Annotated in this window: 17 protein-coding genes, 1 tRNA gene and 1 pseudogene; 7 read left to right on the forward strand and 12 right to left on the reverse strand. The window is 61.2% G+C overall.

All coding sequences use genetic code 11. The features are described from left to right. Nucleotides 1-7: 7 nt before the first annotated feature. Nucleotides 8-778, forward strand: a complete 771-nt coding sequence (locus tag ACZ9IU_RS12380) for an SDR family NAD(P)-dependent oxidoreductase (protein WP_038549263.1) — start codon at nucleotides 8-10, stop codon at nucleotides 776-778. A gap of 150 nt (nucleotides 779-928) precedes the next feature. Here the strand turns inward: ACZ9IU_RS12380 and ACZ9IU_RS12385 are convergent, their stop codons facing one another. The 3 genes from ACZ9IU_RS12385 to ACZ9IU_RS12395 all read right to left on the reverse strand — a co-directional run bounded on the left by ACZ9IU_RS12385 (nucleotide 929) and on the right by ACZ9IU_RS12395 (nucleotide 6,276). Then, nucleotides 929-4,108, reverse strand: coding sequence for an efflux RND transporter permease subunit (locus tag ACZ9IU_RS12385; RefSeq protein ID WP_038543347.1), 3,180 nt, complete (start codon nucleotides 4,106-4,108; stop codon nucleotides 929-931). A 130-nt stretch (nucleotides 4,109-4,238) separates the two neighbouring features. Next, a complete protein-coding gene (locus ACZ9IU_RS12390) occupies nucleotides 4,239-5,420 on the reverse strand; it encodes an efflux RND transporter periplasmic adaptor subunit (RefSeq protein ID WP_038543349.1) in 1,182 nt (393 codons plus the stop codon). A 61-nt stretch (nucleotides 5,421-5,481) separates the two neighbouring features. Further along, nucleotides 5,482-6,276: an alpha/beta hydrolase fold domain-containing protein gene (locus ACZ9IU_RS12395; protein WP_038543351.1), complete on the reverse strand. Its 795-nt coding sequence runs from the start codon at nucleotides 6,274-6,276 to the stop codon at nucleotides 5,482-5,484. A gap of 157 nt (nucleotides 6,277-6,433) precedes the next feature. Here ACZ9IU_RS12395 and ACZ9IU_RS12400 point away from each other — a divergent pair. The 3 genes and pseudogenes from ACZ9IU_RS12400 (at nucleotide 6,434) to ACZ9IU_RS12410 (ending at nucleotide 9,868) form a co-directional block, all read left to right on the forward strand. Then, nucleotides 6,434-7,370 (forward strand): annotated as a pseudogene (locus ACZ9IU_RS12400) (LysR family transcriptional regulator). A 232-nt stretch (nucleotides 7,371-7,602) separates the two neighbouring features. Further along, complete coding sequence (locus ACZ9IU_RS12405; protein ID WP_051899730.1) at nucleotides 7,603-8,808, forward strand: MFS transporter; 1,206 nt, start codon at nucleotides 7,603-7,605, stop codon at nucleotides 8,806-8,808. 118 nt (nucleotides 8,809-8,926) lie between these two features. Beyond that, nucleotides 8,927-9,868, forward strand: coding sequence for an acetamidase/formamidase family protein (locus ACZ9IU_RS12410; protein WP_038543356.1), 942 nt, complete (start codon nucleotides 8,927-8,929; stop codon nucleotides 9,866-9,868). Nucleotides 9,869-9,876: 8 nt separating this feature from the next. Here the strand turns inward: ACZ9IU_RS12410 and ACZ9IU_RS12415 are convergent, their stop codons facing one another. After that, complete coding sequence (locus ACZ9IU_RS12415) at nucleotides 9,877-10,650, reverse strand: BA14K family protein (protein ID WP_051899731.1); 774 nt, start codon at nucleotides 10,648-10,650, stop codon at nucleotides 9,877-9,879. A 287-nt stretch (nucleotides 10,651-10,937) separates the two neighbouring features. Here ACZ9IU_RS12415 and ACZ9IU_RS12420 point away from each other — a divergent pair, with 287 nt between their 5' ends. Next, nucleotides 10,938-11,789, forward strand: a complete 852-nt coding sequence (locus ACZ9IU_RS12420; protein ID WP_157885138.1) for a hypothetical protein — start codon at nucleotides 10,938-10,940, stop codon at nucleotides 11,787-11,789. A 55-nt stretch (nucleotides 11,790-11,844) separates the two neighbouring features. After that, nucleotides 11,845-12,423: a hypothetical protein gene (locus ACZ9IU_RS12425; protein WP_038543358.1), complete on the forward strand. Its 579-nt coding sequence runs from the start codon at nucleotides 11,845-11,847 to the stop codon at nucleotides 12,421-12,423. Between the two features lie 430 nt (nucleotides 12,424-12,853). Here ACZ9IU_RS12425 and ACZ9IU_RS12430 read toward each other — a convergent pair. From ACZ9IU_RS12430 to ACZ9IU_RS12445, 4 genes are all read right to left on the reverse strand, one after another. Further along, nucleotides 12,854-12,929, reverse strand: a tRNA-Lys gene (locus ACZ9IU_RS12430). A gap of 231 nt (nucleotides 12,930-13,160) precedes the next feature. Next, on the reverse strand, nucleotides 13,161-14,081 hold the full coding sequence (locus ACZ9IU_RS12435; RefSeq protein ID WP_038543361.1) for a PhzF family phenazine biosynthesis protein: 921 nt from the start codon (nucleotides 14,079-14,081) through the stop codon (nucleotides 13,161-13,163). A 64-nt stretch (nucleotides 14,082-14,145) separates the two neighbouring features. Beyond that, entirely contained in the window at nucleotides 14,146-14,880 is a 735-nt protein-coding gene (locus ACZ9IU_RS12440) for an NUDIX hydrolase (protein ID WP_038543364.1), read from the reverse strand. Further along, nucleotides 14,877-15,986: an endonuclease/exonuclease/phosphatase family protein gene (locus ACZ9IU_RS12445; RefSeq protein WP_038549271.1), complete on the reverse strand. Its 1,110-nt coding sequence runs from the start codon at nucleotides 15,984-15,986 to the stop codon at nucleotides 14,877-14,879. The genes ACZ9IU_RS12440 and ACZ9IU_RS12445 overlap by 4 nt, the downstream gene beginning before the upstream one ends. Nucleotides 15,987-16,175: 189 nt before the next feature. Between ACZ9IU_RS12445 and ACZ9IU_RS12450 the strand changes: the two genes are divergently transcribed. Beyond that, on the forward strand, nucleotides 16,176-16,538 hold the full coding sequence (locus ACZ9IU_RS12450; protein WP_038543367.1) for a DUF4189 domain-containing protein: 363 nt from the start codon (nucleotides 16,176-16,178) through the stop codon (nucleotides 16,536-16,538). A gap of 10 nt (nucleotides 16,539-16,548) precedes the next feature. Here ACZ9IU_RS12450 and ACZ9IU_RS12455 read toward each other — a convergent pair whose 3' ends face one another. The 4 genes from ACZ9IU_RS12455 to ACZ9IU_RS12470 form a co-directional block, all read right to left on the reverse strand. Beyond that, nucleotides 16,549-17,577, reverse strand: coding sequence for an ABC transporter ATP-binding protein (locus tag ACZ9IU_RS12455; RefSeq protein WP_038543370.1), 1,029 nt, complete (start codon nucleotides 17,575-17,577; stop codon nucleotides 16,549-16,551). After that, nucleotides 17,565-19,424, reverse strand: a complete 1,860-nt coding sequence (locus ACZ9IU_RS12460; protein WP_437179048.1) for an ABC transporter permease — start codon at nucleotides 19,422-19,424, stop codon at nucleotides 17,565-17,567. Before ACZ9IU_RS12460 ends, ACZ9IU_RS12455 begins: the two co-directional genes overlap by 13 nt. Beyond that, a complete protein-coding gene (locus ACZ9IU_RS12465) occupies nucleotides 19,343-20,713 on the reverse strand; it encodes an IS1182 family transposase (protein WP_038543373.1) in 1,371 nt (456 codons plus the stop codon). The genes ACZ9IU_RS12460 and ACZ9IU_RS12465 overlap by 82 nt, the downstream gene beginning before the upstream one ends. Before the next feature lie 117 nt (nucleotides 20,714-20,830). Beyond that, the gene (locus ACZ9IU_RS12470; RefSeq protein ID WP_038549275.1) at nucleotides 20,831-21,814 is read right to left on the reverse strand and encodes an ABC transporter substrate-binding protein; all 984 of its coding nucleotides are present in this window, start codon (nucleotides 21,812-21,814) and stop codon (nucleotides 20,831-20,833) included. Nucleotides 21,815-21,998 lie beyond the last annotated feature (184 nt).

Raw genomic sequence — 21,998 nt, forward strand, 5'->3', positions numbered from 1 at the left:
GGGTGTTTTGGCCAATATTTCTGTACGGCATGCGGATCTCGCCGATCGTGGCGTGCTGATCACAGGCGGCGGTTCTGGCATCGGCGCCGCCTTGGTGGAAGGTTTTGCGGCACAGGGTGCCAAGGTCGCGTTCATCGATATTGCCGACGAGCCGAGCCGCGCATTGGTGGAACGTCTTTCCAGGACCGCCCGCCATCCGGTCCTTTACCTGAAAGCCGATCTGCGCAACGTCGCGGAAACGAAAGCCGCCGTCGACAGGGCCGCGCAGCAACTCGGATCGCTCTCGGTGCTGGTCAACAATGCCGGCTGGGACGACCGCCACGAGTTCGAGACGGTGACCGAGGAATACTGGGACAATGCCCAGGCCATCAACATCAAGCAGATGTTCTTCGTCACCCAGGCTGCGGTCCCACACCTGCGCAGGGCCGGCGGTGGCGCGATCGTCAATTTCTCCTCGATCGCCTATCTGCTCAACATGGGCGGACTGCCCGCCTATGCGACCGCCAAGGCCGGGATCATCGGCCTGACCAAGAGCCTCGCCGGAAAGCTTGGAACCGAGAACATCCGCGTCAACGCCATCCTCCCCGGAATGATCGTCACCGAACGGCAGAAGAAACTCTGGCTGAATGACGACAGCATCACGGCGATGGTCGCCCGCCAGTCCCTGAAGCGGGTGCTGGTGGCTGAAGACCTTGTCGGCCCCTGCCTGTTCCTCGCCTCGAATGCATCCGCGGCCATGACCGCCCAGACCCTGATCATCGACGGCGGTGCTCTCTAACGCGTGTCGTACATCTGCAAAACAAAGATCTAAAGACAAAAACCTAAAATGGTCGAGCGCATCCCAAAAGGATGCGTTCGACCATTTTAGACATAAGAATACCGCGCGGGTTCCCGGTGGAAAGAACCCGCGCGGCGCCGGAGGTAGACCTTACTCCGCTGGAGAGAGAGCGGGAGCCGCCTCCTCCGTACCGTGCTGCCGCAGAGGACGGCTGCCGGTTAGCAAACGTGCCAGCAGGTAGAAGACCGGCGTCATGAAGATGCCGAAGAAAGTCACCCCGATCATGCCGGAGAACACGGCGATACCCATGGCGGAGCGCATTTCCGCACCCGCACCGGTAGATACCACCAGCGGCACGACACCCATGATGAAGGCCATGGACGTCATCAGGATCGGACGTAGGCGCAGCCGGCTCGCCTCGACCGCCGCCTGGAACGGTGTCCTCCCCTGGAACTCCAGTTCTCGGGCGAACTCCACGATCAGGATCGCGTTTTTCGCCGAGAGACCCACCAGCACCACCAACCCGATCTGGGTGAAGATGTTGTTGTCTCCACCGGTGAGCCACACGCCCGTCAAGGCGGCAAGCACACCCATCGGCACGATCATGATGATCGCGATCGGCAGCGTCAGGCTCTCATACTGGGCGGCGAGCACGAGGTAGACGAGCAGCAGCGCCAGCGGGAAGACGACGATGCTCGAATTGCCGGCAAGAATCTGCTGATAGGTCAGGTCCGTCCACTCGAACTCGATGCCGGAAGGCAGCGTCTCGTCGAGGATTTTCGTAATCGCAGCCTCTGCCTGGCCGGACGAGAAGCCCGGAGCAGGAGCGCCGTTGATATCGGAGGACAGGAAACCGTTGTAGCGGGTCGCCCGTTCCGGACCGGTCTGAGCATCCACCTTCAGTAGAGCCGAGAGCGGGATCATCTGGCCGGACTGCGAACGGACCTTCAATTGGCCGATGTCTTCCGCCTTGGCGCGGAACTTGGCGTCAGCCTGCACCCGGACGCTGTAGGTGCGGCCGAAGGCGTTGAAGTCGTTCACATAAAGCGAACCGAGATAGATCTGCAGCGTTTCGAAGACGTCCGTCACCGAGACGCCGAGCTGTTCGGCCTTGGCGCGGTCGAGATCGGCATAGAGCTGCGGCACGTTGATCTGGAAACTCGAGAAGATGCCGGCAAGTTCAGGCGTCTGGTAGGCCTTGGCGATCACCGCCTTGGTGGCCTCGTCGAGCGCCTGGTTCCCAAGACCTGCACGGTCCTCGATCTGCAGCTTGAACCCGCCCGTCGTTCCGAGGCCGTTGACCGGCGGCGGCGGGAACATGGCGATATAGGCGTCCTGGATGGCGCCGAACTTCTGGTTCAGCTGCATGGCAATCGCGCCGCCCGAGAGCTCCGGCGTCTTGCGGTTTTCGAAGTCGTCGAGAACTGCGAAGACGATGCCGGCATTCGAGCCGATCGTGAAACCGTTGATCGACAGGCCCGGGAAAGCGATGGCATGTTCGACGCCAGGCTGTGCCAAGGTGATCTCGCTCATCCGCTTGATCACGTCTTCGGTGCGGTCCAACGTGGCGCCGTCCGGAAGCTGGGCAAAGCCGATCAGATACTGCTTGTCCTGTGCCGGCACAAAGCCGCCCGGCACCGCATTGAACATGCTGTAGGTCGCACCGACGAGAGCCAGATAGATGATCATCACCAGGCTCTTGCGCGAGAGCAACCCGCCGACCGTGCGGCCGTAGCCGTTGGAAGCCGCACCGAAGATGCGGTTGAAACCACGGAAGAACCAGCCGAAGATCGCATCCATGAACCGGGTCAGCCAATCCTTCTTGGCGTGATGGTCCTTGAGCAGCAAGGCAGCAAGTGCCGGCGACAGCGTCAGCGAGTTAATCGCCGAGATGACCGTCGAAATTGCGATCGTCAGCGCGAACTGCCGGTAGAACTGCCCGGAAAGCCCGCTGATGAAGGCGAGCGGCACGAAAACCGCGACCAGAACCAGCGCGATCGCGATAATCGGACCGGAGACTTCCTTCATCGCCTTGTAGGTCGCCTCACGCGGACTTAAGCCGCCCTCGATATTGCGCTCGACGTTTTCCACCACGACGATCGCATCGTCGACGACGATACCGATCGCCAGCACGAGGCCGAACAGTGTCAGCGCGTTGATTGAGAAGCCGAAGGCATACATGACCGCAAACGTGCCGATGATCGAGACGGGAACGGCGATCAGCGGAATGATCGAGGCACGCCAGGTCTGCAGGAAGATGATGACCACGAGCACGACGAGCGCGATGGCTTCGAGCAACGTGTCGATGACCTTCTCGATCGATGCGCGCACGAATTTGGTCGTATCGTAGACGATCTCGTATTTCACGCCCTGCGGCATCGCCAACTGCAGCTGGTCCATGGTCGCCTTGACGTTGTCGGCGATCTCGATCGCGTTGGAACCGGGTGCTTGAAGAACGGCAACGGCGACGGCCGGCTGACCATCAAGCAGCGAACGCAGGGTATAGTCTGCTGCGCCGAGCTCGATACGCGCGACATCCCGCAACCGGGTGATTTCACCGTTCTGACCGCTCTTCACGATGATATTGCCGAACTCTTCCGGGGTGCGCAGGCGCCCCTGGGCATTGACGTTGAGCTGCAGGTCGACACCCGGCTGGGTCGGCGAGGCACCGATAATGCCCGCCGCTGCCTGGACGTTCTGGCTACGGATGGCGTTCGAGATGTCGCTTGCGGCCATCGAATGCTCGGCAGCCTTCTGCGGATCGATCCACACGCGCATCGAATAGTCGCCGGCGCCGAACACCTGCACCTGGCCGACGCCCTGGATGCGGTTCAGCCGGTCCTTGACGTTGAGCGTTGCATAGTTGCGCAGGTAGGTGATGTCGTATCGGTCGGAGACGAGATTGACCACCATGATGAAGTCCGGCGAGCTCTTGACGGTCGTCAGACCGATCGAACGCACTTCTGCCGGCAGGCGCGGTTCGGCCTGGCTCACGCGGTTCTGAACGAGCTGCTGCGCTTTGTCCGGATCGGTGCCGAGCTTGAAGGTGACGGTCAGCGTCATCACGCCGTCGGAGGTCGCCTGGCTGGACATGTAGAGCATGTCCTCGACGCCGTTGATCTGCTCTTCGAGCGGCGTCGCGACCGTTTCGGCGATGACCGTCGGGTTGGCGCCAGGATAGACGGCACGCACGACGATCGAAGGCGGGACCACATTGGGATATTCGGAAATCGGCAACGACCGCATGCCGATCAGGCCCGCGACCACGATGAGGATCGACAGCACGGCCGCAAAGACCGGCCTGTCGACGAAAAACCTGGAAATATTCATGTCAAAGCCCTCTCTCCGGGGTTGAACAAGAGGCGAAACGGCCCCGGCTCGCGGCCGACAAGGCCGCAAGCTCCACGAACCGGAACTGGATGAGTGTGGGGAAGCGGCGGGCTAACCGCCGCTCAGAGCGTTACTTGTTGGCGACCTTCGCCTCGTCCTGCGGCTGGACCACAGCACCCGGACGGATGCGCTGCAGGCCGTTGACGACGATCCGGTCGCCCGGATTGAGGCCCTTCTCGACGATCCGCATGCCGTCGACTGCCGTGCCCAGCTCCACCTGCCGGTACGCAACGGTATTGGCCGCATCGACCACGAAGACGAACTTCTTGTCCTGATCGGTGCCGACAGCCTTTTCACTGACCATCAGGTGATCCTGGGCCTTGGGCTGGCCCATGCGAACCCGCACGAACTGGCCCGGGATCAGCTTGCCGCCCGGATTGTCGAAGACGGCGCGCACGCGGATCGTGCCGCTCGAGGCATTCACTTCGTTGTCGATGAGCTGCAGCTTGCCACGGATCGGCGTGCCGTTACCGGCGAGCGTGCTGACCTCGACCGGTACCTGTTCGATCGCCGGCACACCGTCGACGAGCGGAAGGTCGTTGAGCGTACGGGACACCAGTTCTTCGCCGGCGTCGAAGCTCGCATAGATCGGATCGGCCGAAACGAGTGTCGTCAATGGGGCGGAGGCGGAACCTGCCGCTACCAGGTTGCCGACCGTGATTTCCAACTTGCCGGCCCGGCCGGCGATCGGTGCCCGGATCTCGGTATAGTCGAGATTGAGCTGCGCCGTCTTCAGGGCCGCCTTGGCGGACTGGAGGTTGGCCAGCGCCTCACTCTGGGCGCTCTGGCGCTGGGCGAGATCGCTCTGAGAGATGGTGTTCTTGGAAGCGAGGTTCTTGCCGCGATCGAGTTCGGTATTGGCAAGCTCGACCTTCGCCTGTGCCGATGCCACCTGGCCTTCAGCCTGTGCGACCGCCGCCCGGTAGGGCTCCGGATCGATGCTGACGAGCAGGTCGCCCTGCTTCACCAGTCCGCCTTCGCGGAAATGCACCGCCTGGATGGTGCCGGTGACGCGCGGCCGGATCTGGACGCGGTCGACGGCTTCCAACCTTCCGGAAAATTCCTGCCAGGTGGAAACATTGCGTGGTTCGACAGTGGCAACCGTCACGGGAACGGCCGGAGCCGCAGCAGCCGTCGCAGGCGCGGCATGGGCGCCCTGCGGCAGATCGAGATAGACCGAGGCACCCGCAATCAACGCAGCGGTGCCCAATCCAGTGCCCCACAGGGCCCAGCTTTTGATCTTCGAGGTCATTGGTAGTCTCCTTACGGCCTTGGGAATTGGCCGTTATTTGCCTTCAAAATAAATCATGCTATTAAGTTAACTCTCGGACGAAGCTCGTGAATTCGGCACAAAGTGCTGTCATCCACTCGCCGTCGCCCTCTCTGTAAATGCCCGTCCAGCCGCAGCTGGCAGGGAAGATCTTCCGCCTGACCGAAACACCGGCCTCGCTCAGGCGCGTTGCATAACCTACCGTTTCATCGCGCAGCGGATCGTCTTCCGATGTCACGATGAGAGCCGGCGCGACACCCGAAAGCCGCGAACAGAGGCAGGGTGCCGCATAAGGATGCTGGAACCCGCAATGGGAGCCGAGATAATGGCTCCAGCCTTCCGCCCAACGTTCGCCCATGCCGATATCGTCCGCCTTGCGAAACGATCGGGTGGCCATCATCGGGTCGATCATCGGCGACAGCAGGATCTGGCCGTTCAGCTCGCCGGGCATCAGGTCGCGCGCCTTCAGCGCAACGCCGGCCGCAACATTGCCGCCCGCCTCGTCGCCCGCCACGAAAAGCTGGGACTTGGCACTGCCGAACTGTTTGCGCCGGCCGGCAAGGCACTGGAGCGCCGCAAATGCGCATTCCATAGCCTGCGGAAACATGTTTTGCGAAACGCTGCTGTAATCGGCTTCCAGTACCACGGCCCCTGCTTCCGCCAGCGCCTTGGCGACAGGACGTTCGTTTTCGGCCCGCAGCTCATTAAGAAACGCACCGCCCCGCAGGTAAAGCACCAGCGGCGGAACCTTGCCCTTGGCAGCGCCTTCATAGACGCGCATGGGGACAGCCGGCTTGGCCGACTTGTCAAATGCGATATTTTCCCACTGCGCAATCATTGAAAAACCCTCGGGCAAACCCCTAGTAAAAGCGGGGTGCTTGCCGTCAATCTTGAACCTGATATTATTATTCGGGTGAAAACATACAAGTTAACGGCATTCGACAACACTATTCCATATTTCGGAACAATGTTGCGGCGCAGCAGGAATCAAGACAATGGATCAGCTTTCGGCAATGCGCGTATTCGTTCGCGTCGTGGAAACCGGTAATTTCACCCGGGCTGCGGCCACTCTCAATATGCCCAAAACGACGGTGACCAATCTCGTCCAGAGCCTCGAAGGCCATCTGCGCACGACGCTGCTCAACCGCACCACCCGCAAGGTCATGGTGACGACCGACGGCGCGCTCTATTATGAGCGCGCGATGCAGATAATTTCCGAACTCGACGAACTCGACGGCAGCATGTCGAATTCGCAGAGCCAGCCATCCGGCCGGCTGCGCGTGGAGATGGCCGGCGCCTTCGCCGATTTGCTGGTCATTCCGAATTTATGTGATTTCCATAAGCGTTTTTCCGCAGATCAGGCTCGATATCGGCGTCGGCGACCGGCTGGTCGACTATATCGCCGAAAACGTCGACTGCGCTCTGCGCGCCGGCACCCCGACCGACCAGTCGCTGATTGCCCGCAAGGTCGGCGAGATCAGCATGTCGGCCTATGCGGCACCTCTCTACATCCGCAATTTCGGTGTGCCCGAACGCCCGCAGGACCTGCAGGAAGACCATCTGGCCGTCGGTTACCTGAACGCCCAGTCCAGCCGGGTGAGATCCATGGAATTCCGTCGCGACGATGAAAACCTGGAAATCACGCCCCGATACGTCGTCTCCGTCAACGATGCCCGGACCTATGTGAACGCCGCGATTTCCGGCATGGGTATCATCCAGTCGCCGCGCTTCATGGTGAAGGAGACGGTGGAGAAGGGCGAATTGGTCGAAGTTCTCTCCGACTGGCACTGCGCGTCGCTACCTCTCTACATCGTCTATCCGCAGACCCGCCACCTCTCCAACAAGGTGCGGGTCTTCGTCGATTGGCTCGCCAAGCTGGTTCAGAACCTCAAGGTCGAGGAAAGCCGCGAGCAGATGCGCAAGGCAAGCTAGGCCCGTTTTACCAACGAGGCGACGAAAGCCCGAATGTCAGGCGACGTCTTGAGAACTGAGTATCACTGTCCCGGCGAGGCGTCCCCTGAGAAGGCAATGAATGCCACCCTTTCCGTCATCGTCTGCTGCCTAGGCCAAGAAATCATGCCGTCCGCGACGGAATTTATGCCTCGGTTCGTACGGGGGTGATAAAGCGGTCGGATGTTTGTTCGATGATTGGAATAGAGTCAGCATGACGCGTTGGGGACATGTCACAATCGCCGTTCTGGGCGGCATCGCTGCGGCCCTGCACGTCGGCAAGGTACCGCCAGCTATCCCCATGCTGCGCTCCGAACTCGGCATCGATCTCGTGGCTGCCGGCTGGCTAATGGGCTTGGCAAGCGCTCTCGGCGCCGCCTGCGGCATCCTGATCGGCCGGTTCACCGATTACCTGACCCATCGGCGCGCGATGATCCTCGGCCTCGCGTTGCTGATCGCCGGCAGCTTGATCGGCGCCCTCACCCATTCTGAAATGGTGATCTTCGCCAGCCGCGTGCTCGAAAGCGTCGGCCTCATCATGGTCTCGGTCGCGGCCCCGGGCCTGATTGCGGCCTCGGTCGAACCGCGCGACACCGGCCTTGCCTTCGCGCTCTGGGGTATCTGGATGCCGGTCGGCGTTGCGGTGATGATGATGATCTCGCCCTTCCTGCTGCCGAGCTTCGGCTGGCAGGGTTCCTGGATTTTCGCCGCCATGCTCAGCGTCATTCCGATGGTGGCCCTGCTGGCGATGCGCCTTCCAAAACCACAAACCGCCGGACATCCGACAACGTCGCTTCTGACGGCCGTCAAGCTCACCGCGTCCCGGCCGATGTCTTGGATACTCTCCGGTATTTTCGCCGCCTACAGCGCTAGCTTCATGTCCGTCTTCGGTTTCCTGCCGACGCTGCTGATCGAGGAAATGGGAACCGGCCTCGCGGCTGCGTCCATCATGACCGCGCTGGCAGTGCTCGCGAACGGCGTCGGCAACATATTCGGCGGCGTCTTCGCGCGTTGGGGTGCCCCGCGCTGGGTGCTGATTGCCGGTCCCTGCGTGATGCTGACGCTGACCGCCTTCGTCGTCTTCGGCCATAGCTTTCCGCTCTGGATGCGCTACGGTGCCTCGGTGCTTTACGCGGTGTCGGGCGGCGTCCTGCCGGCGACCATCATGGGCTCGTTGCCCGTCTATGCACCGCGCCGAGACCTCGTCGGAACGTTCAGCGGCTTCGTCATGCAGGGCTCCAATATCGGCCAGGTCTTCGGACCGATGCTGCTCGCTTCGATCGTTGCAGCATCCGGCTGGCAGGGCGCACCGTTCTACATCGCCGCCGCAACAGGGCTTGGCCTGGTCCTGGCGCTCTGCCTGCGCCAGACCGAACGCCGCATGGCAACCACGAGACCGGAGGCCGCCGGAACGGCCTAAGACTTGCGGCAACGGCCCAACTAGCAAATCAATCGTCGCGAACTGGGCTGGATTTGCGGACTGGCGTGCAAAGTAAAATCGGCTAGTCTCTCCCCGGATCAGATAAGCGAGCCCGGCCATGCAACATCACGTCTCCGCCTCTTCCAAAACCTGCGCCTGGGGTTATTTCGACGCCGCCCGCGAGCCGGTGCTGACGATCGACAGCGGCGACACGGTGGTGATCGACACGGTCTCCGGCCCTGCGGAAGTTCTGCCGAAGGAAGGGTTCACCATCCTTCCCGAACATCTCGAAATTCACGAAAACTGCCGGCCGATCATGCAGGGCCATATCCTGACCGGCCCGGTCGCCGTGCGCGGCGCCAGGCCCGGCCAGGTGCTGGAGGTGAAGATCCTCGATGTCGAGCTGCGCCAGGACTGGGGCTATAACGTCATCCGCCCGCTTGCCGGCACGCTCCCCTATGATTTCGAAAGGCCGCGGATGATCACCATCCCGCTCGACAAGCAGGGGAATGTCGGCCGCCTGCCCTGGGGTCTCGACCTGCCGCTGGCGCCCTTCTTCGGGGTCATGGGCGTCGCTCCGCCGCCGAACTGGGGCCGCATCACCTCGATCATGCCGCGTTCGCACGCCGGCAATATCGACAACAAGGAACTGGTCGCCGGCACCACGCTTTATCTGCCGATCTTCAACGAGGGCGCGCTGTTTTCCTGCGGAGACGGCCATGGTGCGCAGGGCGACGGCGAGGTCTGCATTACCGCCATCGAGACGGCGCTGCGCGGCACCTTCCGGCTTACCGTGCGCGACGATCTTGATTTCGTCTATCCACGGGCTGAAACGCCGACGCATTACATTACCATGGGCATGGATCCGGATCTCGACCAATGCGCCGTCATGGCGCTGCGTGACATGATCGTGCTGCTCGGCGAAAAAGGCGGCCTGTCGCGGGAAGATGCCTATACGCTCTGCAGCCTTGCCGGCGACCTGCGCATCACCCAGACCGTCAACGGCTGCAAGGGCGTGCATATGATGATGGCGAAGAACCTCGTCCAACGCGCCGCCTGAGCTGGTGATCAGCCGAAAGGCGATTGGCATTGGCGGCGCGGGCCGCCGGCGAAGGGCTGATAGCTGTTGTCCTCGGCCTGGTAGGACCGGTAACGGGCAAAACACCATTCCTCATGGGATCCGGCAGGAGCGTCGGCCTCGATCGCCCGCGACTGTGCGTAGCCTACCGCTCCGTCATTCGCCCGTTGATTGGCGCGGGTAGCCGGTCTTTCTGGAAGCGGCTGCAATTCATCCTGCATCTGCAGAGCTTGCGGCTGATCAGGCATCGGTGCCGCGGCAACGGTCCCGGTCGCGGCAGCGCCCGGTGCCCGGCACTGCCGGCGGGAGCCGCCGCTGAAAGGCTGGTAACTGTTGTCTTCGGCTCGATAGGATTTGTATCGCGCGGAGCACCAGTCGGCCTGGGCGGGATCGAGCATGGCTTTCCTCTCGTCCTGCGACTGCGGCACTGTAGCCGGCTGCTGCGGAGTGGCCGGCTGCTGCGGATTGATGGACCCGGTCACTGTATTGTCGACGGCTACCCCCGTGGCGGTCTGCTGGACAGCGGGCGTTTCCCGCGTATCGGCTGCAACCGAAGCCGGAGGCGTCGCAGCGGGCGGGCGCTGATAATCCTGGCCGGCGGTGTCGACGGCCTTCGGTTTGGAGGTCCACAGGTCCGGCGTATCCATATTGGCGAACTTATGGGGTTCGGGCACGGCGATCACGTTCGCGGTAATGATCACGCCGCTCAGGAACACCAGAACGAGTAGGACAAGGCTGCCCAAAAGCAAGAGGATTGGCTTCATGACCGCGCTCCCATTTCGTCTTGCAGACCAAATGCCGATCAGGCGCCGGAGTTCCCGTCGAGGGAGCAAAAGAAACGGGATTGGGGATGAAAGTAGCCCTGCCGGCGGAGAGCGGCAACAAGTGCGGCCGTTGTTGCGTTTTGGCGGAAACGTAACAACGAGTTCGGAAAGGTTGATGCGCTGATAATCGTCGGCAAAGTTTTCTACGTATACGCGAAATTCTTCCGCAGCTTTTCCGGTCTATGGTCGCCCCATCGACGACCATCTTCAATCCGGAAAACATTGCTATGCCACTTTTGTCCGCAGCCATTTTCTTATCCGCGACCATCCCTTTAATGCCGCCTGCACCGATCGGCGACGAGTACCCTTTGTTTAAGCAGACGACCACTGCGATCATCACCGAGGCCACCGATTACGGCGGGACAAAGTCCACGATGAAGGCGAAGGTCACACCGGAGTCGGCGAAATCGTGGTGTGGGAACTGGTATCCTGGAAAGAAGAACTGCGTATCCGACGCGCTTGAATCGTCCGCTGATCATGTCTACGAAGCCACCGCCAATTGCGAGACGGGCGATCTCTGGACTGATGGCAAGCATTACCTCTTCGACGGCCCCGAGACCAAAAACCAGAACTTTCAGGGGTATGTCGGCGTCAAAGACGCTGCGACAGGCAAGCGTCTCGGTATGTCGGATGCCGATCGAGGCCGTGAGTTCGGTGGCCTGTGGCTTACGCTATGTCCGATGGGATGGCCTTACAAAACCGTTCCGGTCGACCAGACGTTTAAGCTGGGGCCCAACGACGAAAAGTATGGAGAACACATCGGCCACAACAAGTCGGTGATGTTCAATCACCAGCGCCAGCACATCATCGTCTATGCAGAGCCCAAACAGTCTCTGGCCGGAACGGTCACGGAAGACACCGTGCTTGTCCGTGGCTGGGAGGTTCCGAACGAGTGGTTCTCGGGGATCGCCTACACCTATAAGAAAGGCTGCGCTCCGGCGCCGTACCTCGTCAGCGGCCATTACCAAGGCGGAAATCTGACGCTTTTGGGCAGGGCGCCTGTCAGAGAAGGCTGCAACGTCATCGGATATAGCGACAAAGGTCCGAATGCCAGGCTCGTTTTCGATCTGTCCGAGTGACGGATTGCAGTAAATTTCAACATTATACAGCTATCAAATCTGAAGGAATTCTCGGATGAAGAACGTTATCTTCGAGACCGGTGAGATTATTGAAGTCGGTGAAAACCGCTCATATGGAAATAGCCGGTTCTACACACACATCGAATTGCAGCGTGCCGATGGCTCAAAAGTCCGGCTGGACGATGTCGCAGTCTCGTTGATGGTCACTCCGAAGCTCTTGACGAGTGCAGTCGCCCTGAACCTCGCCAAGCCCCCGATCGCTACAATTGCTTTCGTGCATGAAAAGGGGCAGATGCTTGACAAGCCGGTCATCCTCGGCGGCAAGTCTACAGGTCACCACTTCAAGAATCTTGTTCTTGGCTATGCCAGTGAAAACACCTACGGGATTGAGCGCGGAGTTTCCGCGGGTCTGCTGCTGTTCTCGAAGATTGCAACCGTGTTGCTTGCACTCTTATGCGTCTACATTTTCATGGCCGGCTGGTGGTTGATAGTCCTGGTCCTTCCGGCACTTGCGTTGATCGTGTCAGCTTTGTCGTGGCGTCAACTTATCCGCTTCCAGAAGATCTCCGACGTCATTAAATCCAGATTCGTTGAAATGGGGTACATCGACAGCACTACGACCGTATATTCGTAGGACGATCCTGTCGGGGGTTTGCTCCGGACCCAGGAATCGCACTGCCGGCGGTTTGCAGTCGATACACGTTGCCGTAGATGACCGTTGGATCCAAAGCCTTGCCGCTGGAGCTTCCCGGCGACAAGGCACCAACTTCCCTGGGAAACTTCGATCACTGTTCTCCAGCCGCTGACGATGTCGCCTACTGCGAGCATTTCTCGCCAACGTCACCAAGGTCGTCGGCCGCTCTCGACTTTGCACCGAAGACCCTTAGCTTCACCGATGGGGTGTCTCAAAGGTGTTATCCATAGAAATTCGGGAGGCCAAATCTGCGCGTGTAGACGCTTCTGCATGCGATCTCTCAGAGGAGCCTCTGTGATCGCAGCGTCATCCTTAGATTTAAATATGATCTTTAATGTTGGCGCACAACGAATTGATATCGTTGAAAAAGTGGTGGGTGATGTAGGGCTCGAACCTACGACCCGCTGATTAAGAGTCAGCTGCTCTACCAACTGAGCTAATCACCCAAGAACCATCTGTGCGAGGCGTGCTCGCCAGCGGTGTGAGGGCGTATAAAGGGGATCGTTCGGCTTGTCCAGCGGCTCGGTGAAAATTATTCGCCCGACCGGGCAAAAAATCCATGAGGTCGGATTTTGCGCCTGACGGAAACCTCTCCACAGCTCGATAGCGACGCAAAAACGAAAAGTTTCAAAGTCTTACTGCGTCACAATATCGCAATCATCGACAAGCGGCGAAATTCAAAGATAGAGCTTGCCTTCCGCGACCTTGATCGCCTGGCCGCCGATGCGGGCCCTGGCGATCTCCCCCTCCTTCACGTCGATATGCAGATGGATCAGGGACGGACGCCCCATCTCCACCCCCTGCTCTACCAGCACCGGGTGATGGCCGTCCGGCAGCGCATCGAAATGCCGGATCGCGCCGGAGAGTGCAGCGACCGCGGCGCCCGTGGCCGGATCCTCGGAAATCCCCATGTCGGGCGAGAACATCCGGGCATGGAACTTCGCCTGGTGGTTCACGCCGCTACGGCAATAGACGTATGCCGACGCCAGCGCGCCCTCCACGAACGGCGCCGCCTTTTCCCACAAGGCCGTGTCGAATTCGAGATTCTGGACCGTCGCCAGATTGTGCAGCGGGATCATCAGGAAAGGCACGCCGGCGCTCCAGATGGAGGCGACGTGATTCTCGAAACCGATATCCGTCGACTTGACGCTCAGCGCATCGGCGAGCCCCTGACGGTCGAGCGGAAGCTCGATTCGCGCCGGCTTTCGCGGCAGGTCGAATTCGGCAAACCCCGCCTCGCCGGCACGAAACCGCACGGCGCAGCGCACCGGACCGACATTTTCCTCCAGCACGCAGACAAGGTCCATGTCGAGCTGCCCACCAGACCCATGATTGAGTTCGGCGAGCGCCACCGCCGTTCCGACGGTCGGATGCCCGGCGAAAGGCAGTTCGCGGCCCGGGGTAAAGATGCGCAGACGTGCTGCATAAGCGGCATTCGCGGAAGACTGGACGAACACCGTCTCGGAGAGATTCATCTCCCTGGCAATCGCCTGCATTGTCTCGTCGGCAAGGTCGTCTCCGTCGACAATCACCGCCAGCGGATTGCCGGCAAGTCGTCTATCGGTGAAGACATCATAGATGCTGTAGCGACGGGCCAACCACACCTCCTCGTGTTTCGATGGCGCCAAACTGCCCGACCGGTCGGTTCAAAGCAACCCCTGTTCAGCGCATCGAATGGCCGAAAAACAGGTCGAGAATCGGGAACATCAACGGGCTGTAGGGATGAGCGCCGCGATCGGCCGAGCGGATCGCCACCGCGCCGGCAATCTCCTTTTCCTCGTCATGCACCATATGATCGGCGATGCGCGCCAGCATCACCTGCGCCGTAAGATCGAAGCGATAGAAGCGGAAACCGACGACCCGGTGCCCGCTGTAGTTGGCGAAGAGTTGCCGATCCGCCTTCGCCTCGGCGAGATCGAGGCCGGTTTCTTCCCGAACTTCACGGTACATATTGGCCTCGAGATCGAGCTTTCCGTCGACGATGTCCAGGAGATCGAGCGAACCGGCAGCGCAATAGACCTGACCCGGATTGGCGGTCCTTTCGCTCATCCGGACGGCGATGATTGCCCCATCGGACGAGACGGGCACGGCGAAGCCGAAGAGGTGAAAAGCGCCGGCCGGATCGGGCTGTTTCCGCCACCACAAGAGTGTCGAATAGGGGATGACATGCGCCTCGCCGATGATCACGCCGTCCCGGAACGAAAGCCTGTTCTGCAGCACCATCTGGCCGTTGAAGAGATGCGGATTGGCCGCTGATTCCCGCGCCCAGTTCTCCTCGATATCGTCCCGGTGCGCGAGATAGATCGGATGTGCTCCGGGCAGGACCGAAAGATCAAAAGCCTCGACCTCGAAGACGGTATTTTCAGGCGGCCAGCCGCTGATCGCCTGGATGGTCATCGAAGCTCCAGAGACATCACGACGGGGCAATGGTCCGATGCCTTCGGCCGGTCCCAGCCGATGCGCGGAAACCGCTCGACCTCCTGTCCCGGCGGAAAGACGGTGCGATAAGGTTGGCCGCCGCGGATGATTTCCGGCACGCTATCGGCGTTGTGCTCGGCGAGCGCCGGCGACAGCCAGATATAATCGAGCTGGCAGAGATGCTGCTCCTCCGGCCCGCGTGCATGGTAGAGCGTCCAGCGATCCATCACGTCGCGGCGCGCAATCGGGTTCACTAAGAAGCCGTCGTCGGTGAAGACATTCAGCGCACTCACTTCTTCGCGCCGGGGCTCGAATCGGTAGCCTTCGCGGCGGGTGCCGATCACCTGCACCTTTTCCTGATAATCGTTCATGTCGCCGCAGATGGCGAAGTTCTTGTCCGCCGTTCGGCCCTTACCGAAACGGCGCTCGACGATCTGGCGCACCGCTTTCGCCTCAGCGATGCGGATCGCCATCGTGCCCGTGCGGCCGTCCTGGCCGTCGCGGGCATTGCCCATGGATTTGAAATGCACGACGAACAGCGAGAAAGGCTTGCCCCCGATCGTCAGCTCTAATTCCAGGCAGTCGCGCTTGAAGATCTTGTCATGCGCCTGGTTGCTGAGCGCCAGTTCGTCGTTGAAGAGGCCGAGATCCTGATAGGTCAGCATCGCGTGACTGCGCACGTCTTGCACCTCGATTTTCTCGCCGCTGCGGGTCTCCTCGCGCATCAGCACGGCAACGTCGATGCCGCGCGAATCATTGCCCTCGACCAGATATTTCTGGCGATAGCCGTTGCCGACCATGCGGTAGAGATAGCCATATTCGAAGGCCTGCAGGGCCGGCATGCTGTCGACCTCCTGAAGGCAGAGGATGTCGGCATCCGCGTCGGCGATCGCCAGCGCCGAAAGCTGCCGGGTGTCGTCCGTCTCGGCGATCATCCGGGCCTGTTCGAGCTGCTGGTAGACCGCCTTGTCCTGCACATCGTAGAGCCGCAGCACCCGGTCCTGCCGAAGCTGGTTGCGCCAGCCGGAAAAATCGAAACGCGTCATCAGGTTTTCAATGTTGAAGGTGCCGAGACGTAGAGACATCGAATCCATCCTGCTGCAGCCTTCACCTTAACCGCCGGTGCTCGTAATAAAAACGAATGAATCGAGAAATTTAAGTCGTCATTATCGGCAACCCACAAAGTCGGTTGCAGAAATTCGGTACCGATGCGACCTTCAGGCCAGCGGCACTATTGTGATCGGGGTACGATCTGCCGTCGGGGGTTCTTGTACATGAAACGCATAATTCTGGCATCTCTGTCCTTCTGTGCTCTGTTCGCCGGTGCCGGCCAGTCGATGGCGGACGGATTTGGCGCCATCGCCTATTCGCCGCGCACGGGTGCGCTCGGCTGGTCCTACGATCATGCAACCCGCCGAAGCGCCGAACGGACCGCACAGTCCAATTGCGACGCCAGCGACTGCCGGATCGCAATCTGGTTCGATCAGGCTTGCGGCGCCGTCGCCAAGGGTCCTGACGGCTGGGGCTCGGGCTGGGGTTACAACCGCAGGGAGGCCGAAAACCAGGCGATCGGCTCCTGCCGCCAGAACAGCCGCGGCTGCAGGGTCATCCGGTGGCAATGTTCCGGAGCCCGATAAGGCCGGCGGTTTAAAGACGCCAGGCCGAGCGGATGACGACGGCGAGCCTGTCCCCGGACTTTACCGGATGGCGGCTGAAGGCGCGCAGTGTCTGCCCATCCGGCAAGGCAAGGCGCAAGGCATAACGCTCGCCTTCGAACAGAACCGACAGCACCGTCACCGCGGCACCCCCGGCGGCGATCTCGACATCCTGCGGGCGCACGAGAATGTCGGCGCAAGTCCGTTCCGTGCGATCCGCCAGAATGTCCTGCATGGCCGGCCATTCGAGAAGCCGCCCGTCACCGACGGGTGACGGCAATGATAGGATCGATCCCTGCCCCACGAGACCGCCGACCAGCCGGCCCTCAGGCCGCGCATAGATCTCCTCGGGCGTCGCCACCTGCAGCAGCCGGCCCTCGGACATGACCGCGACGTCGGTCGCTAGCGCCATCGCTTCCGCCTGGTCATGGGTGACATAGATCATCGTTGCGCCCGACCGGGCATGAAACTCGCGAAACGTCTCTTCCATTTCCTGGCGCAGGTGCCGGTCGAGATTGGCAAGCGGCTCGTCGAGCAGCACGACATCCGGTTCGGTGACGAGGCAGCGGGCAAGCGCCACGCGCTGCCGCTGTCCGCCGGAAAGATCGGCGGGGCGCCGGTCGGCATAGGTTTCGAGGTGGACGGCGGCAAGCGCCTCCTTGACCTTACGGTCGCGCTTCTCGCCCGAAATGCCCCGGACCTTCAGCGGATAACCGACATTCTCCGCGACGCTCATATGCGGCCAGAGCGCATAGGACTGGAAGACCATCGCCATGTTGCGATGTTCGGGCGGCACCATCTCGCCAGCATCTGCCAAAACTCGCTCGCCGAGCAGGATCGAGCCGTCACTCGGCTGTTCGAAGCCGGCGATCATCCGGAGCACCGTCGTCTTACCGCAGCCGGAAGGCCCCAGCAGGGCCAGGAAGCCCCCTTCCCGCACCGTCAGCGATACGTCGTTGACGGCCGCCCGGCCTCCCAGATCGAATGTCTTGGAGAGACGGTTGAGGATCAGCTTCGCCACGGGACCACACCTTTCGGCAGACGTTTCGCCATCAGTTCCAGCACGATCATCATCGCGATCACCATGACGACGACGAGGACGGAAAGTGCGGCGGCGATGTTGAAACTGCCGCTGTCATCGAGATTGTAGATCAGCACGCCGAGCGTCTGGGTGCCGGCCGACCAGAGGAGCGCCGAGACGGTCAGTTCGTTGCAGGCGATCAGGAACACGAGGATCACCGAAGCGCCCGCGGCTGGTGCTACCAGGGGCACGAGAATATCGGCGAGACGGCGGGCAAAACCTGCTCCAGATAGCCGCGCGGCCTCCTCCAGGGAAGGGTCGAGTTGTCGGAAGGCGCTGACCACCGGTTTCAGGCTGACGGCGAAGAAGCTGGAGAAATAGGCGATCAGGATGATCCAGATCGTCCCGTAGATCGAGATGCCGATCACGGGAATGGGCGCCGCGAACAGCAGGATGAAGGCAACAGCCAGCACGATGCCCGGCAGTGCATAGGGGATTTCCGCCAGCGCCGAAATAAGTCCGGTAAAGCGGCTCTTGCTGCGCACCAGGAAATAGCCGGTCAGCACCGTCACCACCAGGAGACCGAAGGCGGTGGCAAGCGACAGCGAGAGGGAATTGGTGAAGGCCATTCGCGTCGCAGCCTGGCGCACGAGGATTTCCTCATAGGCCTTGACGGTGACCGTCGACGGGCTGAGCGGTACACCGTAGGCCGGAGCCAGCGAACTTGCGACCAGCGCGATCAGCGGCATGGCGAGGATCAGGAAGATCGTCAGCCACAGCAACAGTTCGGCAAGCCAGCGCCAGGCGCCGAGCCGGAACACCGCGACCTGCCCCGACAGGCCGATGACGCGATAGTCGCGGCCGCGCAGCACCCGTGCCTCGACCATCAGCCCAATCACCGACAGGATGGCGATCAAGGCGGACAAGACGGAGATGTCCGCGAACGTGCGGGGACCAAAAGCCGCGAATTTCGAATAGATCAGGGTCGGCAGCGTGTAGATCCCGGCGGGAATGCCGAGGATCGCCGGAATCCCGAAATTGCCGACGCAGGAGACGAAAGCGATCGCCGCTCCCGCTGCAAAACCCGGCAGAGACAGCGGCAGGATGACATCCTTCAGCACCTGAAAGGACGACGCGCCGGAAAGCCTTGCCGCCTCTACACCATCGCGCGGCAGCGCCAGAAGCCCGGCCCGCAGCGACAGGTAGACCAGTGCCGCATTCTGTACGCCGTAGAGCAGCGCGATGCCGCCCACCGAATAGAGCGGCTGCGGCGAGCCGAGCGGCGGCGCCAGCCCCAGCGCCTTCAGGAGCGCACTCGAAGGACCCGTCATGCCGATCCAGGACAGCGCCGTCACCTGCGGCGGGATCATCGTCGGCAGCATGAACAGGAAACCGAGGAGAGCCTTGCCGCGGATGTCGAACAGCGTCAGCAGCAGCGCGAAGCCGCCCCCGAGAATGACGGCTGCGATCATGCCGAAGAAGGAAGTCGACAGGGTGTCGTAGACCGACCGCCAAAGGCCCGGGTCGGACAGGAGCTCGCTCGCCCCGCCCCGAAAGGCGGACATGATTCCGGTTGCGGCAAGCCGGCCGAGCGGCAGCACGCTCAGGCAGAAGATCACCACTATGACAAAGGGAAACAGCCAGCGTGGCTGGCTGTTTCCCCCAGACCGCTGACAAACCCGTCGATATTTTCGGCGGGTTTTGTTTTTGTGGATTTGTTTTCCGCCGGGAGGTCTTGGCGGGAGGGGCAGAAGGATGGGCTGGCTCATGCCGCGGCTGGTTTTGGTGTTTTGATGAGCGCCATTGCGATCTTCTTGATGTTCTGGGCGGCTGCAGCCAGCAGGCATTGGCAGGCGACACGGGTGAGACTTCGGAAGCGGGCATAGCGGTGGCCATGCAGCTGCTTGGCATCGGCAAAGGAGCGCTCGACCGTTTCCTTGCGGCGTTTGTAGATCGCCTTGCCCCAAGCGGTCAGGCGGTTGGCATCGGTGCGCTCGCGGGCATCGGCCCAGACATGGCGGGTGATGGTGCGTGTCGCGGTGGCGTTATGGGTGCAGGAGGCCAGCAACGGGCAGGTGCGGCAGATGGCCGGATCGGATGCGTAATGTTTATAGCCGTTGCGGTCGGTGGTGGCATAGGCGAGCAACTGTCCTTCGGGGCAGCGATAGCCGTCTGTCTGAGGCTCGTGGACGAACTTCGATTTGCGCATCATGCCGGCTTTGGGCGGTGTCGGATTGCGGTAGCCGGTGACACCGAGGATGGTGCGGTCTTCAAGCCCCTTGGCGATGCCGGAGGTCGCATAGCCGGCATCCAGGCCAACCGCGCCGACCTCGAAGCCGAACCGCTCACGCTGACGGTCCAGCCGCTCGAGATAGACGATGCTGTCATGCACATTGGCAGGTGTCACATGGGTGTCGGTGATGATCGCATGGCGGCCGTCCACCGTGCGGTGGTCGAGGTAGAAGAAGCCTTTCGGTTTGCCGTCGCGCACCATATAGCCGCTCTCGGGGTCGGTGCGCGACACCTTGGTTTCCTTCACCTCCGGCTGACGCTCTTTCTCCTTCAACGGCTTCTGGCCATGCAGCGCCCGCTCGACCTCGATTGCCCGGTCGAGGTCGGCCCAATAATCGGCGCGCGACTTCTCGATCATCGCAAGGTCGTATCTGCCCTTGTTGGCGTTCGCCTTCAGATGCGTCGAATCCGTATAGAGCACCGTACCGTCGACCAGGCCATGACCGATCGCCTGCTCAACGATATGATCAAAGATGTCCTGGGAAACCGAGGTGTCGTTGAAGCGCCGGCGGCGGTTCTGCGACAGCGTCGAGGCGTCAAACACCCCATCCGTCAGCTTCATCCGCAGAAACCAGCGATAGGCGACGTTGACCTCGATCTCGCGCACCAATTGGCGCTCCGAGCGGATGCCGAACAGGTAACCGATGAACAGCGCCTTGAACATCAAGGTCGGATCGAGCGGCGGCCGGCCGTTGTCGGCGCAATAAAGCCCGGCAACGCGATCATGGATGAACGAGAAGTCGATCACCGCATCAATCTTGCGAAGCAGGTGATCCTTCGGCACCAGACCCTCGAGCGTCACCATCTCAAGAGCCGTCTGGCAAGAGGCAGGTTTCTTCAACATGTCCCACTGAATCACAAACCCCCGGACCACGCCAGGGGTTTGTCAGCAGTCTGAGGGAAACAGCCAGCGTGGCTGGCCGTTTCCCCGATTTCGAGATTGTCTCATAAGGCGCTTATATCAGCCTTTGATGCCGAAAATATCCGCGAAGGCCTTGACGTCCTTCTCGGAGTTCTTAAGCGCATCGGGGGCATTGATCGGCAGAAGCTTGATCGTATCGCGAGCCGGGAAACCGGGCGGCACGGCCATGCCGTTGCGTGCCGGAATGTAGCCGAGCTTCAGGAAGCCCTCCTGGCCCTTCTGGGAAAGCACGTAGTCGATGAACTTCTTGGCATTGTCAGCATGCTTGGTGGAGGCCAGGATCGCGGCCGGCTCGGTCACCGCAGATACGCCTTCCTTCGGGAACACGAACTCGACGGGAGCGCCCTTCGCCTTTTCGCGGATCGGTAGGTAATCGACCACGAAGCCATAGGCCTTCTCGCCCGAAGCGACGGATTTCAGGATCGCACCGTTGCCGCCCGCGGCAATCGCGCCGTTTGCCTTGAGGTTCTTGTAATAATCCCAGCCGAGGCCGGATACGCCGGCGAGCGTCTGTGCGTGGATGAGGGCTGCACCCGAAGCGAGCGGGCTCGGCATCGTCACGAGGCCCTTGGCCTCCGGCTTGGCAAGGTCCGCCCAGCTGGTCGGCTTCATTGCGGCCTGGGTGTTGTAGATGATGCCGGTGGTGATCAGCTTGGTCGAATAGTAGAAGCCGTCGGCGTCATAAAGCGCCTTGTCGTAATTGGCGGCTTCCGGCGACTTGTAGGCCATCAGCTGGCCGGCCTGCTTCATCCGCTCCAGCGTCACCGTGTCGGCGATCAAGAGGACGTCGGCCGCCGGATTGCCGGCCTGAATCTCGGCATTGAGCTTGGCCATGATCTGCGGCGTCCCGTCGCGCACCCACTGTACGTCGAGGCCCGGATTGGCAGCCTTGAAACCATCGACGGTCGCCTGCGCGTCCTCATTCGGCTGGCTGGTATAAAGCACGAGATCGGCGGCCTCGGCGGCGCCGGCAATCATGCCAAAAGCCACGAGGGCGGTGAAAGCGGAAAGAAGGTTCTTCATCGGAGCGTCCCTGTTCGAACATAAGCTGCGGACGATAAGCATTCCTGCTTGACAGCCATGTGACAGGCTGTGGAGCGACATCGCCTTAGGGCGTGTTTTACCAGCGGCTTACAAGATTCGAAGACTAAATTTACTGTGCTCAGATCATTCCCGCACAACGACGGCGCAAAACGCGGGCCTTCAA

Source organism: Mesorhizobium sp. USDA 4132 (genome assembly GCF_056279545.1).

Coding starts and splice junctions, on each gene's coding strand:
- ACZ9IU_RS12385 (WP_038543347.1), bottom strand. CDS start 4,108: ATGAATATTTCCAGGTTTTTCGTCGACAGGCCGGTCTTTGCGGCCGTG.
- ACZ9IU_RS12390 (WP_038543349.1), bottom strand. CDS start 5,420: ATGACCTCGAAGATCAAAAGCTGGGCCCTGTGGGGCACTGGATTGGGC.
- ACZ9IU_RS12395 (WP_038543351.1), bottom strand. CDS start 6,276: ATGATTGCGCAGTGGGAAAATATCGCATTTGACAAGTCGGCCAAGCCG.
- ACZ9IU_RS12405 (WP_051899730.1), top strand. CDS start 7,603: ATGACGCGTTGGGGACATGTCACAATCGCCGTTCTGGGCGGCATCGCT.
- ACZ9IU_RS12410 (WP_038543356.1), top strand. CDS start 8,927: ATGCAACATCACGTCTCCGCCTCTTCCAAAACCTGCGCCTGGGGTTAT.
- ACZ9IU_RS12415 (WP_051899731.1), bottom strand. CDS start 10,650: ATGAAGCCAATCCTCTTGCTTTTGGGCAGCCTTGTCCTACTCGTTCTG.
- ACZ9IU_RS12420 (WP_157885138.1), top strand. CDS start 10,938: ATGCCACTTTTGTCCGCAGCCATTTTCTTATCCGCGACCATCCCTTTA.
- ACZ9IU_RS12425 (WP_038543358.1), top strand. CDS start 11,845: ATGAAGAACGTTATCTTCGAGACCGGTGAGATTATTGAAGTCGGTGAA.
- ACZ9IU_RS12440 (WP_038543364.1), bottom strand. CDS start 14,880: ATGACCATCCAGGCGATCAGCGGCTGGCCGCCTGAAAATACCGTCTTC.
- ACZ9IU_RS12445 (WP_038549271.1), bottom strand. CDS start 15,986: ATGTCTCTACGTCTCGGCACCTTCAACATTGAAAACCTGATGACGCGT.
- ACZ9IU_RS12450 (WP_038543367.1), top strand. CDS start 16,176: ATGAAACGCATAATTCTGGCATCTCTGTCCTTCTGTGCTCTGTTCGCC.
- ACZ9IU_RS12460 (WP_437179048.1), bottom strand. CDS start 19,424: ATGCCTGCTGGCTGCAGCCGCCCAGAACATCAAGAAGATCGCAATGGC.
- ACZ9IU_RS12465 (WP_038543373.1), bottom strand. CDS start 20,713: ATGTTGAAGAAACCTGCCTCTTGCCAGACGGCTCTTGAGATGGTGACG.
- ACZ9IU_RS12470 (WP_038549275.1), bottom strand. CDS start 21,814: ATGAAGAACCTTCTTTCCGCTTTCACCGCCCTCGTGGCTTTTGGCATG.